Annotated in this window: 11 protein-coding genes; 2 read left to right on the top strand and 9 right to left on the bottom strand. The window is 61.9% G+C overall.

Going from position 1 to position 15,121, the window contains the following annotated elements; all coding sequences use genetic code 11:
• Positions 1–63: 63 nt before the first annotated feature.
• Positions 64–1,281 carry a glycosyltransferase family 4 protein gene (locus P3T20_RS19280; protein ID WP_074264926.1) on the bottom strand — a complete coding sequence of 406 codons (1,218 nt, stop codon included), beginning with the start codon at positions 1,279–1,281 and terminating at the stop codon, positions 64–66.
• A complete protein-coding gene (locus tag P3T20_RS19275; protein ID WP_074264927.1) occupies positions 1,269–2,372 on the bottom strand; it encodes a glycosyltransferase family 4 protein in 1,104 nt (367 codons plus the stop codon). The genes P3T20_RS19280 and P3T20_RS19275 overlap by 13 nt, the downstream gene beginning before the upstream one ends.
• A 323-nt stretch (positions 2,373–2,695) precedes the next feature.
• On the opposite strand from P3T20_RS19275, the gene P3T20_RS19270 reads away from it, so the two are divergent.
• A complete protein-coding gene (locus tag P3T20_RS19270) occupies positions 2,696–4,087 on the top strand; it encodes a calcium-binding protein (protein WP_074266098.1) in 1,392 nt (463 codons plus the stop codon).
• 76 nt (positions 4,088–4,163) lie between these two features.
• On the opposite strand, the gene P3T20_RS19265 is transcribed toward P3T20_RS19270, so the two are convergent.
• The 3 genes from P3T20_RS19265 to P3T20_RS19255 form a co-directional block, all read right to left on the bottom strand.
• A complete protein-coding gene (locus tag P3T20_RS19265) occupies positions 4,164–6,377 on the bottom strand; it encodes a GNVR domain-containing protein (protein ID WP_074264928.1) in 2,214 nt (737 codons plus the stop codon).
• A 92-nt stretch (positions 6,378–6,469) separates the two neighbouring features.
• Positions 6,470–7,684, bottom strand: a complete 1,215-nt coding sequence (locus tag P3T20_RS19260) for a polysaccharide biosynthesis/export family protein (protein ID WP_254368846.1) — start codon at positions 7,682–7,684, stop codon at positions 6,470–6,472.
• A gap of 268 nt (positions 7,685–7,952) precedes the next feature.
• Positions 7,953–9,071 carry a sugar transferase gene (locus tag P3T20_RS19255; protein WP_074264929.1) on the bottom strand — a complete coding sequence of 373 codons (1,119 nt, stop codon included), beginning with the start codon at positions 9,069–9,071 and terminating at the stop codon, positions 7,953–7,955.
• Between the two features lie 418 nt (positions 9,072–9,489).
• Between P3T20_RS19255 and P3T20_RS19250 the strand changes: the two genes are divergently transcribed.
• On the top strand, positions 9,490–9,702 hold the full coding sequence (locus P3T20_RS19250) for a hypothetical protein (RefSeq protein WP_143787519.1): 213 nt from the start codon (positions 9,490–9,492) through the stop codon (positions 9,700–9,702).
• Positions 9,703–9,765: 63 nt separating this feature from the next.
• Here P3T20_RS19250 and P3T20_RS19245 read toward each other — a convergent pair whose 3' ends face one another.
• The 4 genes from P3T20_RS19245 to rnr all read right to left on the bottom strand — a co-directional run bounded on the left by P3T20_RS19245 (position 9,766) and on the right by rnr (position 14,997).
• Complete coding sequence (locus P3T20_RS19245) at positions 9,766–10,188, bottom strand: helix-turn-helix domain-containing protein (protein ID WP_074264931.1); 423 nt, start codon at positions 10,186–10,188, stop codon at positions 9,766–9,768.
• 553 nt (positions 10,189–10,741) lie between these two features.
• Entirely contained in the window at positions 10,742–11,437 is a 696-nt protein-coding gene (gene rpiA, locus P3T20_RS19240) for a ribose-5-phosphate isomerase RpiA (protein WP_074264932.1), read from the bottom strand.
• 139 nt (positions 11,438–11,576) lie between these two features.
• Positions 11,577–12,326 (bottom strand): 23S rRNA (guanosine(2251)-2'-O)-methyltransferase RlmB, encoded by a 750-nt coding sequence (gene rlmB / locus P3T20_RS19235; RefSeq protein ID WP_074264933.1) that lies wholly within the window; start codon positions 12,324–12,326, stop codon positions 11,577–11,579.
• A gap of 172 nt (positions 12,327–12,498) precedes the next feature.
• Positions 12,499–14,997 carry a ribonuclease R gene (gene rnr, locus P3T20_RS19230; RefSeq protein WP_074264934.1) on the bottom strand — a complete coding sequence of 833 codons (2,499 nt, stop codon included), beginning with the start codon at positions 14,995–14,997 and terminating at the stop codon, positions 12,499–12,501.
• Positions 14,998–15,121 lie beyond the last annotated feature (124 nt).

Raw genomic sequence — 15,121 nt, 5'->3', positions numbered from 1 at the left:
TTGCTTGAACCCCTATCCGTTCACCGCACGCTCATGCGCGAACGATCCTGTTGCTGCACCGTCTTATGCGGAGCGTCGGTACTGGAGCGCCGGCTGTGCATCGGCGAACCCCTTGTTGTCATGCATCGCGCGTTCCACGACATCCATGAATTCGTGTTTGAACCGTTCCGCTGTAAAGCGCAACGCATTGCGACGGCAGACTTCCCCGCGAAACGCCGGGCGCTGCTCGAAACGCTCCACCGCATCGACGATGGACGCCACAGTCTGTTCTTCGAAGAACAGCCCGGTGCCGCGCTCGGGATCCGCCGAATCGACGACGATCTCCCGTACACCGCCGCGGCCCAAAGCGATCACCGGAGTGCCGCAGGCCTGTGCCTCGACCACCGAAATGCCAAAATCCTCTTCCGCGGCGAAAACGAAGGCACGCGCGCGCTGCATGTAGTCCACCAGCACCGCATCGGGCTGATAGCCGAGCAGCGTCACGTTGGGCGTCGCGCTCGCTTTGGCGCGCGCGAAATCAGTGCCGTCGCCGATTACCACGAGACGCCGCGAGGGCATCGCCGCAAAGGCCTCGACGATCAGCGGAATCCGCTTGTACGGCACCATGCGCGAGGCAATCAGATAGAAGTCCTCATGCTGGGTGCCAAGCTCGAATCGCTCGACATCGACCGGCGGGTAGACGACGGTGGCGTCGCTACCATAAGCCTTGCGGATGCGCCTTCCGACGAAGGCCGAATTGGCGACGAAAGCGTCCACGCCGTGAGCGGTGCGCTGGTCCCAGATACGCATGTAATGCAGCAGCAGGCGCACGATCCAGCTCTTCATTCCACGTTGCATGCCGGCTTCGGCCAGATATTGATGCTGCAGATCCCACGCATAGCGAATCGGCGAATGCACATAGCTCACATGCACCTGATGCGGTCCGGTCAGCACGCCCTTGGCCACGGCATGGCTCGACGAAATCACGAGGTCGTAAGACGAGAGATCGAACTGCTCGATCGCCAGCGGCATGAGCGGGAGATAAGCGCGAAACGATTTGCGCGCCCGCGGCAAGTGTTGAATGAATGAAGTATGGGCGCGCTTGCCGCCCAGCACACTGCGCTGCGACTCCGGGAAGAAGTCGACGATGCTGTAGAGATCGGCATGGGGAAACAGTTGCAGAATCTGTTCCACCACCTTTTCCGAACCCGCGTATGCAGCGAGCCAGTCGTGCACAAGGGCGACCCGGCCGAAACGACGTGTGTCGCTTGCAAGGGTTGCGGCAAGCGTTACATTAGCCACGGCGAGATCTCCTCGATCAGTTTGACTGCGGTGGCACGCCAGGTCAGTTCCGCGGTACGCGCGCGGCCCCGCTCACGCAGGCTCGCGCGCAACGCAGCGTCGCCGGTGATCTGTTCAAGCAGGCGCGCCAGTTCCGCGGGATCGTCCGGTGAGGTATAAAGCACGGCATCGCCGCACGCTTCCATCACGGCCGGCAACCTCGAGGCGATGACGGGACAACCGAGCGCCAGCGCTTCGACCGGCGGAAGCCCGAAACCCTCGTAAAGCGACGGATACACAAAACAGGCCGCACGCTGGTAGAGCGCTGCCAGTTCGCCGTCGCTCACGTAACCGAGGTGCTTCACGAATTCGGGCAAGGCATTCTGGCCCGCTCCATACACCCGCGCATCGCCGCCGCCCACCACCACGATGTCGAACTGCGCATCGTTAATAAGGCGCGCGGCCTCGGCCACGAGACGAAAATTCTTATGCCGGTTGAGGCTTCCCACCGCAAGCACGAACGGACGTCCGTTCAGCGTGGCCTTCACGGCGCCTTGCTCCTGCTGGACGCGCAACATGTGCTCGCCGCTCTCGGGCACGACGCCAATCTTGCCGGCAGGAATCCGGTAAGCGTCGCTCAACTCGCGCCGCGAGAATTCCGACACGGTCAGCACGCGGCGCGATACCTGGCCGATGCGCGGCGCCATCAGGCGGTACCAGGCGACAAAGGAGCGGCTGTAGCTGTCCGGCACGCGCGCGGGCGCCGCGTCGTGCAGCACCGTCACCTGGCGGCCGTACAGCAGCGGCCCGGAGTTGCAGAGATTGACCAGCAACCGTCCGGATGCGGCCTTCGGCAACGCCAGCTGTTCCCAACGCAGACCGCCGCCTTTACCGCTCGCCCGCAGTCCGACGTGCCTGAACGGATTGGCCATATCGGCCAGTGCTTCGGGCACGACGATCTCGGTCCTCAGTCCGGCGACGAGCGGATCGCCCACTTCGATCATCTGGTCGAGCGCCCGAATGGTCTCGAATGCAAAGCGATCGACGCCCGTCGCGCGTCGGCCCAGAAATCGGCCATTGATTACCAGATTCGGAATATGCAGGGATTTCATCGGCGGGTTCCGGGCATCGCTCAAAGTACGTCGTTACGCGTGCGCAAAGTCACCGCGACACACAACCAGATTCGGCAGACCATGTGATACAGGTCTTATGGCCCAGAGTGTGACCGACCCACCGCCAGAAAAATGTTCGCCGTCGCTCATGCAACGCCAGTTTTCAGAGGGGGCGCCCTATCCGTTCGCCGCCCCACACACGAAGCACGCCACCACGCATCAAAATGATCGATGAATACGCCTCCATACTAGGTGAACCCATCGAGCTGCCGGCATGGCGCAAAGCGCGCGGAACCGGCAACCTTCCCGCGCAAGGAGTCCCCGTGAAGCATTCCGCAGCAACCGCCCATAACGTGCTCGCCAGCCCAGCCGCCCCTCCCGGCGCGCGACACGCGAGACGGGAAAGGCCCTACAGGGCGTTTGGCGTGCGCACCGCCGCAAGCCTCGCAGCCAGCCTCTGCGCGCTCGCATGCGCATCGACGGTGCAAGCCGCCGATGCCGTGCACGCCATGCCAACCGACGCCTTCATCGAAACGCTCGCTGTCATCACGCACGTGAACTACACCGATGGCGCCTACGTCAATGTGCACAACGTCGCCGACGATCTGGCATGGCTCGGGATCCACTACGTTCGCGACTATGCACCCGGCGACTCGCCGCCGTTTTCGACTTATGTCTATCTCGCGCAACGCGGCGTCAAATTCAACTTCCTGACGGGCTCGAAGTTCGTGGAAGCGATCGGGCAAGCGGCGAAGCTGAACGCCGCCGTGCCTGGCAGCGTCGCGGCCGTCGAAGGTTTCAACGAGATCAACAACTGGCCCATCCCTTATCACGGCCTCACGGGCACGGCCGCCGGACTGGCCGTGCAGCGCGAGATCTTTACACGCGTACACGCTACGCCTGAGCTCAAGGGCGTACCCGTCTACGATCTCACGGGCTACGACGAAAAGACGGTCGACACACGCGCGGATTCGGCCGATTACGCGAATCAGCACGTCTACCCGCAAAACGGCGAACAACCCACCTATAACGCGAACGGCGACAGGTGGATGGGCTCGGCCATCGATGTCGTCAAGAAGTACCATCTACCGCTCGTCATCACCGAGTTCGGCTACTTCTCGATGCCTCAGGCGGGCTGGTACATGATCGGCGTCGACGAGCGGACCCAGGCCAAAGGCATTCTCAACGGCTACATGGACGCAGCGGCGGCGGGCGTGAAGCGGACCTACGTCTACGAACTGCTCGACGAAAAGCCCGACCCGGACAGCAAGAGCGGCGAGATGCACTACGGCCTCTTTCGCAACGACAACAGTCCCAAGCCGGTGGCCGAGGCGATCCGCAATCTCACGTCGATCCTGAACGACGGCGCGCCGCACCGTGCCAACGGCGCATCGCAAGGCACGCTCGCGTATACGCTCCAGGGAATGCCGGTATCGGCCAACAGCCTGTTGCTGCAGAAAAAGGATGGTCGCTTCGTGCTGGCGCTATGGAACGAAACGCCGATCTGGAACCGGGAGAAGGGAAAGCCGCTCACCAGCCCACCCGCCAGCGTCGAACTGGACCTCGGCGCGCAGGTAAGCCGTATCGACGTCTACGATCCACTCGTTTCGGCAACGCCGGGCGCAAGCCATCGCGACCTGCGCCAACTCACCGTGGATGTACCCGATCATGTCATTCTGCTCGAAATCACACCGGCGAATACACCGGGAACCTGAGCACCTGCCAAGTTAGCACCTGAAAGTGCAACCGCCGCGTCTCGCGCGGCGGTTTTCACTTGCGAATCAGTCAACCCTACGTCGGCACGTCATTGCCATGGCTGGCGTAGCCGTAGGTGGTATACGCCCTTCCGTAGCGGCCTGGCCTCGTCGGCATCGCGTCGTTGAAAATCACGCCGCGAATCGGCACGCCGATCTGCTCGAACCTGCGCGCGGATTCGCGCAGCTCTTCAACCGTCGTCACGCCGTGTCGCGCAATCACGAACACCATGCCGGCGAGAGATGCCACGATGCCCGAGTCGGCTACCGGCAGAATCGGCGGCGCGTCGATCAGCACCACGTCGTATTCGCTGTCGGCCTGCTGGGCGAACGCGAGGAAGTTCCGATGTTTGAGAATCTCGCTCGCACTCTGCATGTAGCCGCCGTTAGCAACGAAATCGACGCCAGGCAGTATGTTGCGGTGTACCGCATTTTCGAACGTACGGCCACGCGTGACGATATTCGAAATGCCCGGGCTGCACGGCACCCCGAGGTACTGATGCAACGTGCCCCTTCTAAGGTCGGCGTCGACGAGTAGCACACGCTGTCCCGATGCGCCGATCAGCGCCGCGAGATTGACGGACACGAACGACTTTCCGACGATCGGTGTCGGCCCGGCGAGCAGGACGATCCGGTTCGGTGCGTCGACCAGCGCAAATTCAAGCGCGCTTCTGAAGCTTCGCAGACTTTCGATCGCCGCATCTCCGCTTGCCGAATGCGCTAGCACCAGGTTCGAGTCGACGTTGGTCTGGAGGCTCCGCGTGAGCGTTTCCTGCACCTTGCTGCGCGGGATGGTGGCGTACACGGCCAGCCCCGTTCCTGTTTCGATATCGTCCTGAGCCGTGATGCCGTCGAAGACCTTGCGTTTGAGCAATACCACCGCGACGCTCACGAACAGGCCCGCCATCAGGGCTCCGATCAACGCGAGCGCACGTTTCGGACGAACCGGACTATCCGGCACGATCGCCGGGTCGACCAGTCGCACATTCGACACCTTACCTGCCTTGAGCAGGCGGAGCTGTTCACGCGTGTTCAACAGGTTCGTGTAAATGGTGGTGTCTACCTGAACCTCTCTCTGCAGCCGCAGCAGGCTCTGCTCCATGGGCGGCAGTTGCCGCGTGACGGAGGCAATGCCGCCAACCTCCCTTTCGGCCTCGGCCAGTTCGTCATTGACGGCGATCACCGCTGGGTTTTCCGACGTGTACCGCGCAAGAAGCAACGCCCGCTGCTGCTGAAGATCGGCAACCTTGCCTTGCGCGAGAGCCGAGCGTTGCAGAAGCGCGGCGGCCTCTGCGTTCAGATCCACCGTCCCGTTCTTCGCGCGGAACGTGTTGAACTCGCTTTCCGCGGTCTCCAGTTTGGTCTTCAGTTCAGGCAACTGACCATCGAGGAAGGTGATCGACTTCTGCGCCTCTTCCTGGGTCCGCAGGACATTTTGCCGGACATATGCCGTGCCGATCGCGTTGAGAATGGCGCTGATCTTCTTCGGGTCGGTGCCTTCCAGCGCAACGCCGATCACGTCCGAGTCCTTGCCCTTCTCCACAATCAGCAAGCCCGATTGCACATCCTGGATCGCGGAAAGCTCGGAAGTCCGAACCAGTTCGAAACGTACGCCCGGCTTTCCGACAACCTGGTCGACGAGAAGAGCGATCGGCCCGTACTCCGTGTCTGCCTGCATGAGCTCGCCGACGCGCCCGGACAAATCGATATCTTTGTACTTCAGCGAATAGTTGCCGTTCTTCTGCAGCGTCAGGACGAATTTCTCGCCTTGCAGCGCGTCAGGCACATCGAATTTTGAAACGCCGATCCGCTCGTCACCCCATGCATAGCCGCCCAGGCCCGAGTGGGACAGGTCATTCAGATGGTTGGCAATCCACCGGCCGACCACCGGAAAATAGCGCGGCACCGCGCTGAGGTTCAGTTGCGCAGCGGTCACGGCTCCTGCGATCACCAGCCGCGAACGCAAAACCTCGATCTCGGCCGAAGCGGCCGTCTTGACGGCGAACATCGACTTCACGTCGCCCAGGGCGTCCTTGGCGGCGGTCGGATTCTCCTCGACCTGGATCAGAATGTCGGCCTGATACACGGGCGCTGCAAGCAGTGCATAAGCCGCACCCACAAAGAGAAAGCAAGCGGTGATCAGGAAGATCAAGCCGCGGTTCTGATACAGGACGTCTATATAGCTACCAAGGTGGTCGCCCTGCGGGGGGCCTATATCTATCGTATCGACTGACGTATCACGGTATTTCATGCGCCCTCTCCCCATTCCCACGCGTTCCGGCCGCGCCTGTTCCAACGCGCTACCGGATGCCTTGCCACCTGGCCGGACAAATAGTTGGCTCATCAGTAACCAACGGCCCGGCTAGCGGCCGCCGCCTGGGTGCTTGGCACAATCAGACCCATCACGCGGCTCCACCTGACCAGCGCAGACGCATCGACAAACACAACATCATTAGGCTTCAACGCAAAGCCATCTGCGGTCGCCATCGCAGCCGGTGACCCGGCATTCAGATGGTAGACCACCGGCTTGCCCGCGTCGCGCCCACGCACGACAAAGACCTGCGAAGCATCGCCCGAGGTCTGGCTGATGCCGCCGGCATCGCCCAACGCTTCATTCAGGCTCATCCGGCCGTTGTTGAACGTCAAACTTCCGGGTTTGTTCACTTCGCCGAAAACGTACACTTTCGTGTCGGTCTGCGCGAAGACGCGCACCAGATCACCCCTGCGCAACTCGATGTTATCGGGATTCACACCCTTGGCGATCATGTCGGGAATATTGACAACCACAGTCTTGTCGCCACGCGTAATCGCGACCGTCGACCGGTCTGCGATCGGCGTAAATCCGCCGGCACGATTGATCGCCTCAGGCAAAGTCATCGGCATGTCGTTAAGAGCGAGCACGCCCGGATTCCTGACCGCGCCGTCCATATAGACCCGCTTGCTCCGGTAGGCCTCGATCCGCAAGGTGACCTGAGGCGCCCGCACGAAACGGCTGAGCTTTTGGGCCAGCGCATCGCGCGCTTCCATTTCGGTGAGCCCTGAAACCTTCAGCGGACCGATATAGGCATACTGGATCATGCCGCCCGCATCCACCGTATAGCCCGAGGTCATCGAATCGGTGCCAGTCGCTTCCGGTCCATTGGTCGCCGCGGCTCCGGGCATATTCAGCTCGGGGTGATCCCATACGACGATGCTTAATATGTCACCCGGGCCCAGCGTGTAGGGCGCAGGCTTCGCAAACAGTTGCGTGACGTCTTCGGGCACGGCCTTCGAGCGTTCGGCGCGTTCCGTCTCAACAAGGTCGTCGGTGATTTCGATCAGTTTGCCCGCTGGCGGCGCGTCGGCGCCCTTACTTGGGTGAACATCGGCCGTCGTGCGCATGCCGCTGTCGACTGTGCTGTTGCCAGTGTTCGCGGGTGTCTGATTGGCCACCCCTGAAGGAGCGTTGTACGACATCCCCGGCGACCACGCACAGCCTGCCAGGCATGCCGCCAGCACAACGCCGGTGAACGCGGCCCTAACCCGGTGCGGATGACGCCCAGCGTCAGACTGAGTCAATGAATCGTGTACCTCGGCCGCCGGCGCTTCGATCAGCACGTTTGACTTTGATGCGTTCGTGGTCCTTTCCGAACCCAACTTGTTGCATGACATCATCGCTACTCCCTTCCGTCGCGCGCCCAAGCCACTGCCCCCGCTGAGACGCACACACCGCTATGTAGATTTTTTTATGCTCTAGTCCGGGACGGCTACCGCCTTCATCGCCGACGATACCCGGCCCCCCAAAATCAACCCGCCATATCACCTTCAACCAACCCGGCCCGCTGTTTCAGTACGCCCCACTACCTTTGAAAACAACCTTGAAAGTCTTGAACAGAATCGAGACATCGCGCAGCAACGACCAGTTCTTTACGTATGCGACGTCCAGTGACACCCGCGTCGCGTAGTCCGTGGTGCTGCGCCCGCTCACCTGCCACAAGCCGGTCATGCCAGGCTTGGCCATCAGGTAGTACCTGACGTTTGCGCCATAGCGCTCCAGCTCCTGATCGATGACGGGCCGTGGTCCGACGAGACTCATGTCGCCGCGAACCACGTTCCACAGCTGCGGCAATTCGTCGAGACTCGTGCGGCGCAGAAACCGCCCAATCCGCGTGATACGCACATCGTTCTTCAGTTTGAAATCGCGTTCCCACTCTGCACGTACCTGTGGGTCGCTTTCGATCAAGGCCTTGAGCACCTGATCGGCGTTCAGAACCATCGAACGGAATTTCAGGCAACGAAAGCTCTTGCCGTTACGTCCTACGCGAACGTGTCCGAACGTCGCGGGACCGCCGTCGCTCATCACCAGAACCGCAAGCAGCGCGAACACGGGCAGCAGCGAGACAATCAGCAAGGTGCCGAACACGATGTCAAAGCCGCGCTTGACCACTTGTCGCGCTGCTCCTGCGCAGTCCAGACCGGTCTTGCCGGAGCTCGCCGCGCTAGCGGGTGCCGCGGATCCCGCGGAACTCGTATTGAACTGCGGCGCGTCGACCGTCGCGGTGCGGAACAGGCGCAGTCCTGCATTCCGGGCAAGGTTGAATTCAGCAAAGATCAACGTATGCGAGCCAAGCAGCGAGATGCCGGTCGTCAGCGTCCAGTACAGAAACCACGGCATGGACACCTGATTCTCGCGATGAATGGCGTACAGCAAGGCGAGACCGCAGAGCTGCACTGCCAGCCACGCGAACGCTGTACGGCTCGCGAGACTCACCACCGAGCGGGTGCGTCGCGACGGGTAGGTTCCGCACGCAGGAAACACGGACAACGCAAGCGCGGCCACGAACGCGACCAGTGAAGGATCAAGCTGATGCGGATGACCTGCCTGCGGCAGGTTCAGATGCAACGCGCCGACCGCACCCAGTACGATAAGTACGATGTCGATCACTCGATGGACTAGTTCTGACATTTCGGTTACCCCAAACCTTAACGTTCTCCGCACCGAGCGTTTCGGCCTCGTCGCGACACATGGTTACTGCGCTTGCCATCCGGATGGCCATAGACCAGCGACGGAAAGCTCGCTTCCTGTATCGCTAGCGGCGAGACGCGCCCTATCGTCCACGCCGACGTATCCCATCGACCGCACCTTGTTGATCCCGAACGGCAGCTTGCCCCGGGGTTCGGCTCTTCCACGCCGTTCAGCGCGGAGCATGCACACTCGTTCACGGGTACTCCGTGCCGGTGCGCGTCACCGTTTTATCCACCGGTTAAGCACTCTTTCAGTCCACAGTAATAAGCTACGTCCTCGACCGGATACATTCCGTGCGGCATCACACCAACCGCACGGTTTCATCGGCGACGACGGAAAATCGTCCAAAGAAGCAGCGATGAATTTTCAAAAGATTGTCAAGAAAACGTGTGGCCGCCTTCCTCGTGTAAAGGCCGAAGAAGTTCGCGTTTTGGGTGTCCGGCAGCGTGAAAAGCAGCGTGCGATTGAAATGCGAAACGCCAGGACAGAGGCCTCGCGCCCGTTTAATAATCAGACCCGGCGAATTAATTCGCACAATGCTGATTCATTAGGAAAACGAATTTTCAATTAGTCATGCATTGCTGAAACACGCCCGGTACTTTCGTGCGGGCGATTCAACGTCCTTGATGTGGCGTCAGATAAAAACGCTGACGTCTGTTCGAAAGCGCACGGCCAGCGCCTTTGCCACGTTCTTGCTGATTGCCCGGCGTCCTGCGAGGATGTCGCTGACCACAGTGGGCGAGGCAATATCGGCCAGGTCCTTTTGCTTGAGACCGTGGGTTTCCAGCAGATGGCGCAGCACCTCACGCGGCTCCGCGCTGGGCACCACCACCTGGCGAGACTCCCAGCCGCCGATCAGAGCGGACAGAACGCCGAGCAGATCCGTTAGCGGATTGTCCGCGTCGCCGTGAAGGTGGTTCGTCAGCGCATTCGCGAGCTGCGTCAGCTGCTCGTATTCCTGCTCATTGCGAATAGGCTTGAGAGGCACCTTGCTCTGCAACGCAGCCCAAGCTTCAACGATATCGGGGACCTGGCCCGAAAGGCGATCGGCATTCATGTTGTTTGAATTTTCCTTGTCAGAAGATCGTATTCTTTAGGCGTTGGTCAATGCGGGCTGACAGCGAGCGCTGTTCTCTCACGACTCCCTCTCCCTGAATGACGGCAATTACCCATATCAATCTTTTCATTTTAATAAGGATGACGAATTGCTAACAGTTCGAAAGCATTTAATCGATCCGTACCGCCGGCGTGGTCACCGGACGATGAGGCGAACAGTGCCGCTCATCGCTTTCGCGACTTCACCTGGGCGTAACTGTCCAACGCCACGAGACCGAGTTTAAAAGGAGCGCCGTCCGCAGAGCGTGCGCCCGACCACACTCCGCAATCGAGAGACAGCAAAATGTGAGGGTTTGTCGACTAGCCGAAAGCGGAACGTTGAATGTGGGGGAACGGCAAACGCGATCGGAGCAGGCTGGCGCAGAGGAGAGAGGACGTGGGCCGGCAACCGGGAGAGGATGACGGCGCGGCGGGTCGCCTGGGAGATGCGCATTCGCGCCACCGTCACCGCGTCGCGCCTGACGCGGTGCGGTGCCTTGAACGCGCAGCTTTATTTAGCGCGGCGTGTAGCGAATGGTTTCTACGCCGGTGTCGGTGCCAAGCAGCGACAGGGTCGCTCCGCGTTCTGCGAAGAGACCTACAGTGACGACGCCTGGCCACGCATTGATCTGTGCTTCGAGCGCGCGAGGATCGGCGATCTTCAGCCCTTTGATGTCGATGATCTCGTTGCCGTTGTCGGTAATAAACGGCGTGCCGTCCTTCGTCACGCGCACCACCGGCACGCCGCCCAACGCGATCACGCGGCGGCCGATTGCGGTGCGTGCCATCGGCACCACTTCAACCGGCAACGGAAACTGGCCGAGCACATCGACGCGTTTCGATGAATCCACGATGCAGACGAACACTTCCGACACCGACGCCACGATCTTCTCGCGCGTCAGCGCACCGCCGCCGCCTTTGATCATCGCACCGCTGGCGTCGATCTCGTCCGCGCCGTCGACATAGACCGGCAGCGATTCGATTTCATTCAGATCGAGCACCTTGAAGCCGTGCGACTGCAGGCGCGCGGTGCTCGCCAGCGAGCTGGACACGGCGCCGCGATAACGGTGCTTCGTGGCGGCCAGTGCATCGATAAAGCAGTTGGCGGTCGAGCCGGTGCCGACGCCGATCACGACGCCTTCGGGTACGTTGGCGTTCACGTAGTCGGCGGCGGCCTGACCGACCAGTTGCTTGAGTTCGTCTTGAGTCATGGGAATTGCTGGCTAGAGGCGGAAAACCGCAAGTTTACCGGACTAGCATGCGCCGCTCGCACTTATCCGGCAAGTGGGCACAATCGGGACCGGAAGACCCGGCGCGGCACGACGGTCATCGTGCATGCCGCGTCCTGAATCAGGTCTTGACCTTCACCGAGCGTTGGCGCACGGCTTCGAACAGGCACACGCCGCTCGCGACCGACACGTTCAGGCTTTCCACACTGCCGGCCATGGGAATCTGCATGACTTCGTCGCAAGTATCGCGCGTCAGACGGCGCATGCCCTCGCCTTCCGCACCCATCACGAGCGCGACCGGACCGTCGAGCCTGGTCTCATACAGGCTTTTGCTCGCCTCGCCCGCCGTGCCCACCACCCATACGCCCGCGTCCTTCAGTTCGCGCAGTGCGCGCGCCAGATTCGTCACCGTGATGTAAGGCACCGTATCGGCCGCGCCGCTCGCCACTTTCGCGGCCGTCGCGTTCAGGCCGACAGCACGATCGCGTGGCACGATCACCGCATGCGCGCCAGCCGCATCGGCGACCCGCAGACACGCGCCGAGGTTGTGCGGATCGGTCACGCCATCGAGCACCAGAATCAGCGGCGAACCGTTGATGCCATCCAGCAGCTCCGCGAGATTCTGCGCCAGCGGCATGTCCCCTGCCCGCGCCACCACGCCCTGGTGGCGCTCCGTGTGCGCGAGGCCCCACAGGCGCGTTTCGTCGGCAGCAATCAGACGCACGCCCGCTTCCTTAGCCGTGTGCAGGAACTCCGTCATGCGGCGGTCTTTGCGCGTCGCGTCGTAATAGACCTCTTCGACCGTGGACGCATCGTGACGCAGACGGGCGGTCACCGCGTGGAAACCGTATAGAACCTTGAGACGTGACATGACTGAACAACCTTTGATTGAGCGCGCCGCGACGCGGCTGCGCTACTGGGATAAAGACAAACCGAAATGCAGACCGCGCGCAACCGGCACATGAACCTGTACCGGTTGCGCGCGGCGAACCCGCTGCAGCGAGCCTGCTGGTGCCGACTCGCCACGCGATTTGCGTGTGAGCTCAGCGCTTCTTGCGTGTCTGTGCCTTCGAAGAAGAAGCAGACTTGGCCGAGGCGCCGTGTTTCCTGGCGGCGCTGCGTGCCGCGCGCGCCTCCTTGACCGCGAGCGTCGGTGCCGGTGCGGCCTTCTTTCGGCGTGCCCCCGCGCCGGCTTCGGCCGGCGCCAGCGAGCGTACACGTGCACCGCCGCTTTCAACGGCAGCCTTGTCGGCGAGCGCGGGACGCGCACCCGGCGACTTGATCGGCGTATCGCGCACCAGCCGGAAGTCGATCTTGCGTGCGTCGAGATCGACGCGGCTCACCTGCACGCGCACACGGTCCGACAGGCGGTAGCGGATGCCCGTGCGTTCGCCGCGTAGCTCGTTCTTGATCTCGTCGTACTGGAAGTAATCGGAGCCCAGTTCGGTGACATGCACGAGGCCTTCGATAAACAGCGCATCGAGCTGCACGAAAATGCCGAATGAAGTCACGCCGCTCACCATGCCGCCGTACTCTTCACCGAGCTTGTCGCGCATGAAGTAGCACTTGAGCCAGGCTTCGACGTCGCGCGAGGCTTCGTCCGCCCGACGCTCGTTGGCCGAGCAGTGCAAGCCGAGCTCCTCCCAGATCGCCACGTTGTTCGAACGCGTACGGCCGCGCTTTTCGTCGTCGGCCTGCTGCATCGCGCGGGCGCGCGGCGACAGCGCCGTATTCAGATCGACGCCATGCGGCGCTTCCGGCGTGTACTTGCGCCCCTGCAGGACCGCGTAGATTGCACGGTGCGTCAGCAGATCGGGGTAGCGCCGGATCGGACTCGTGAAGTGCGCGTACGCCTCATATGCGAGACCGAAGTGGCCGATATTGTCCGGACTGTAGACAGCCTGTTGCATCGAGCGCAGCAACATGGTCTGCAACATCTGCGCGTCGGGCCGGTCGCGGATGTGCGCCATCAACGCGGCGTAGTCGCTCGCGTGCGGCGAGTCGCCGCCACCCAGCGTCAGGCCCATGCCACGCAGGAAGGAGCGCAGGTTCTCGAGCTTTTCGGCGGTCGGTCCGGCGTGCACGCGGTACAAGCCCGGGTGCTTGTTGCGCTTCATGAAGTCGGCCGCGCAGACGTTCGCGGCCAGCATGCATTCTTCGATCAGCTTGTGCGCGTCGTTGCGCGTGCGCGGGATGATCTGTTCGATCTTGCCCTGCGCATTGCAGACGATGTAAGTCTCGGTGGTGTCGAAGTCGATCGCGCCGCGTTTTTGCCGGGCGGCGAACAGCGACTTGTACACGCCATACAGATTCTGCAGTTGCGGCAACAGCGCCGCGCGGCGCGTTGCTTCCGGGCCCTTGGTGTTCTTCAGCACCGCGGCGACTTCGGTATAGGTCAGGCGCGCTGACGAGTGCATCACACCGGGATAGAACTGGTACGCCTTGATCTCGCCACGCGCGGTGATCACCATGTCGCACACCAGCACGCAACGGTCGACGTGCGGGTTTAACGAACACAGGCCGTTCGACAACTTCTCCGGCAGCATGGGAATGACGCGGCGCGGGAAGTAGACCGAGGTGCTGCGTTCGATCGCGTCCACATCGAGACCGCTCTTCGGATGCACATAGTGCGAGACATCGGCGATCGCCACGATCAGGCGAAAGCCCTCGCCCTTGCCGACCGCGATTGGCTCGCAGTACACCGCATCGTCGAAGTCGCGGGCGTCTTCACCGTCGATCGTAACGAGCGGCACATCGCGCAGATCGACGCGATGGCGAATATCCACGGGACGCACTTCGTCCGGCAGCCTTGCGGCGTCGTCGAGCGCGGCCTGGCTGAACTCGTGTGGCACGCCGTACTTGCGCACGGCAATTTCGATTTCCATGCCGGGATCGTCGATATCCCCCAGCACTTCCACCACGCGGCCAAGCGGCTGCGAATGGCGACTCGGGAAATCCGTCAGCTCGACCACCACCACCTGGCCGACCTTGGCCTTCTTGGTGTTCTGCGTGATCAGGATGTCGTGGCCGATTCGCTTGTCTTCAGGTGCGACGATCAGCGCGCCGTTCTCGTTCAGCAGTCGCCCGATCACGCGCTTGTTGGCGCGGTCCGTGACTTCGACGATGTGGCCTTCGGGCCGTCCGCGCCGGTCATAACCGACGATCCGCGCCAGCACGCGGTCGTTGTGCATGACCTTCTGCATCTCGCCGGTGGGCAGGAACAGATCGTCCTGACCGTCGTCGCGCACGAGGAAACCGTAGCCGTCGCGATGGCCCTGCACTCGGCCGCCGACAAAATTGGACGGATGCGTAAGCTGGTAATGGTTGCGCTGATCGAGCCGGATCTGGCCGTCGCGCTCCATGGCCGCGAGACGCTTGAAAAATCCTTCGCGCTCCTGGCGCTTGATCGACAACGCTTCGGCAATGTCATTCGCTGCAAGCGGCGCTTCACTCGTGCGGAGCACGCCGAGGATTTCCTCGCGGCTCGGAATCGGGTACGGATATTTGCTCAAGGGCTTGTCGATGATTTTTTCTCGTTGCATGGACGTCGGTCGGCGTTATGACGCGGCTCTGTTGCACCTGCGATTGACTGCTCGGGTCTGGCTCATTCAAAGCTGAGTCCGACGGGCCTGGGCACCGTGCCAACGAACTACTGCGAGGCATTCT

Origin of the sequence: Paraburkholderia sp. GAS206C, assembly GCF_050435645.1 — a bacterium.
GTDB classification, from domain to species: Bacteria; Pseudomonadota; Gammaproteobacteria; order Burkholderiales; family Burkholderiaceae; genus Paraburkholderia; species Paraburkholderia phenazinium_B.
This window is presented reverse-complemented; position numbering and strand designations above follow the sequence as displayed.

Bases quoted from the DNA above. Each gene is read 5' to 3' on its own strand.
- P3T20_RS19275 (WP_074264927.1), bottom strand. From the start codon at position 2,372: ATGAAATCCCTGCATATTCCGAATCTGGTAATCAATGGCCGATTTCTG.
- P3T20_RS19265 (WP_074264928.1), bottom strand. From the start codon at position 6,377: ATGAAATACCGTGATACGTCAGTCGATACGATAGATATAGGCCCCCCG.
- P3T20_RS19255 (WP_074264929.1), bottom strand. From the start codon at position 9,071: ATGTCAGAACTAGTCCATCGAGTGATCGACATCGTACTTATCGTACTG.
- P3T20_RS19250 (WP_143787519.1), top strand. From the start codon at position 9,490: ATGAATTTTCAAAAGATTGTCAAGAAAACGTGTGGCCGCCTTCCTCGT.
- P3T20_RS19245 (WP_074264931.1), bottom strand. From the start codon at position 10,188: ATGAATGCCGATCGCCTTTCGGGCCAGGTCCCCGATATCGTTGAAGCT.
- rpiA (WP_074264932.1), bottom strand. From the start codon at position 11,437: ATGACTCAAGACGAACTCAAGCAACTGGTCGGTCAGGCCGCCGCCGAC.
- rlmB (WP_074264933.1), bottom strand. From the start codon at position 12,326: ATGTCACGTCTCAAGGTTCTATACGGTTTCCACGCGGTGACCGCCCGT.
- rnr (WP_074264934.1), bottom strand. From the start codon at position 14,997: ATGCAACGAGAAAAAATCATCGACAAGCCCTTGAGCAAATATCCGTAC.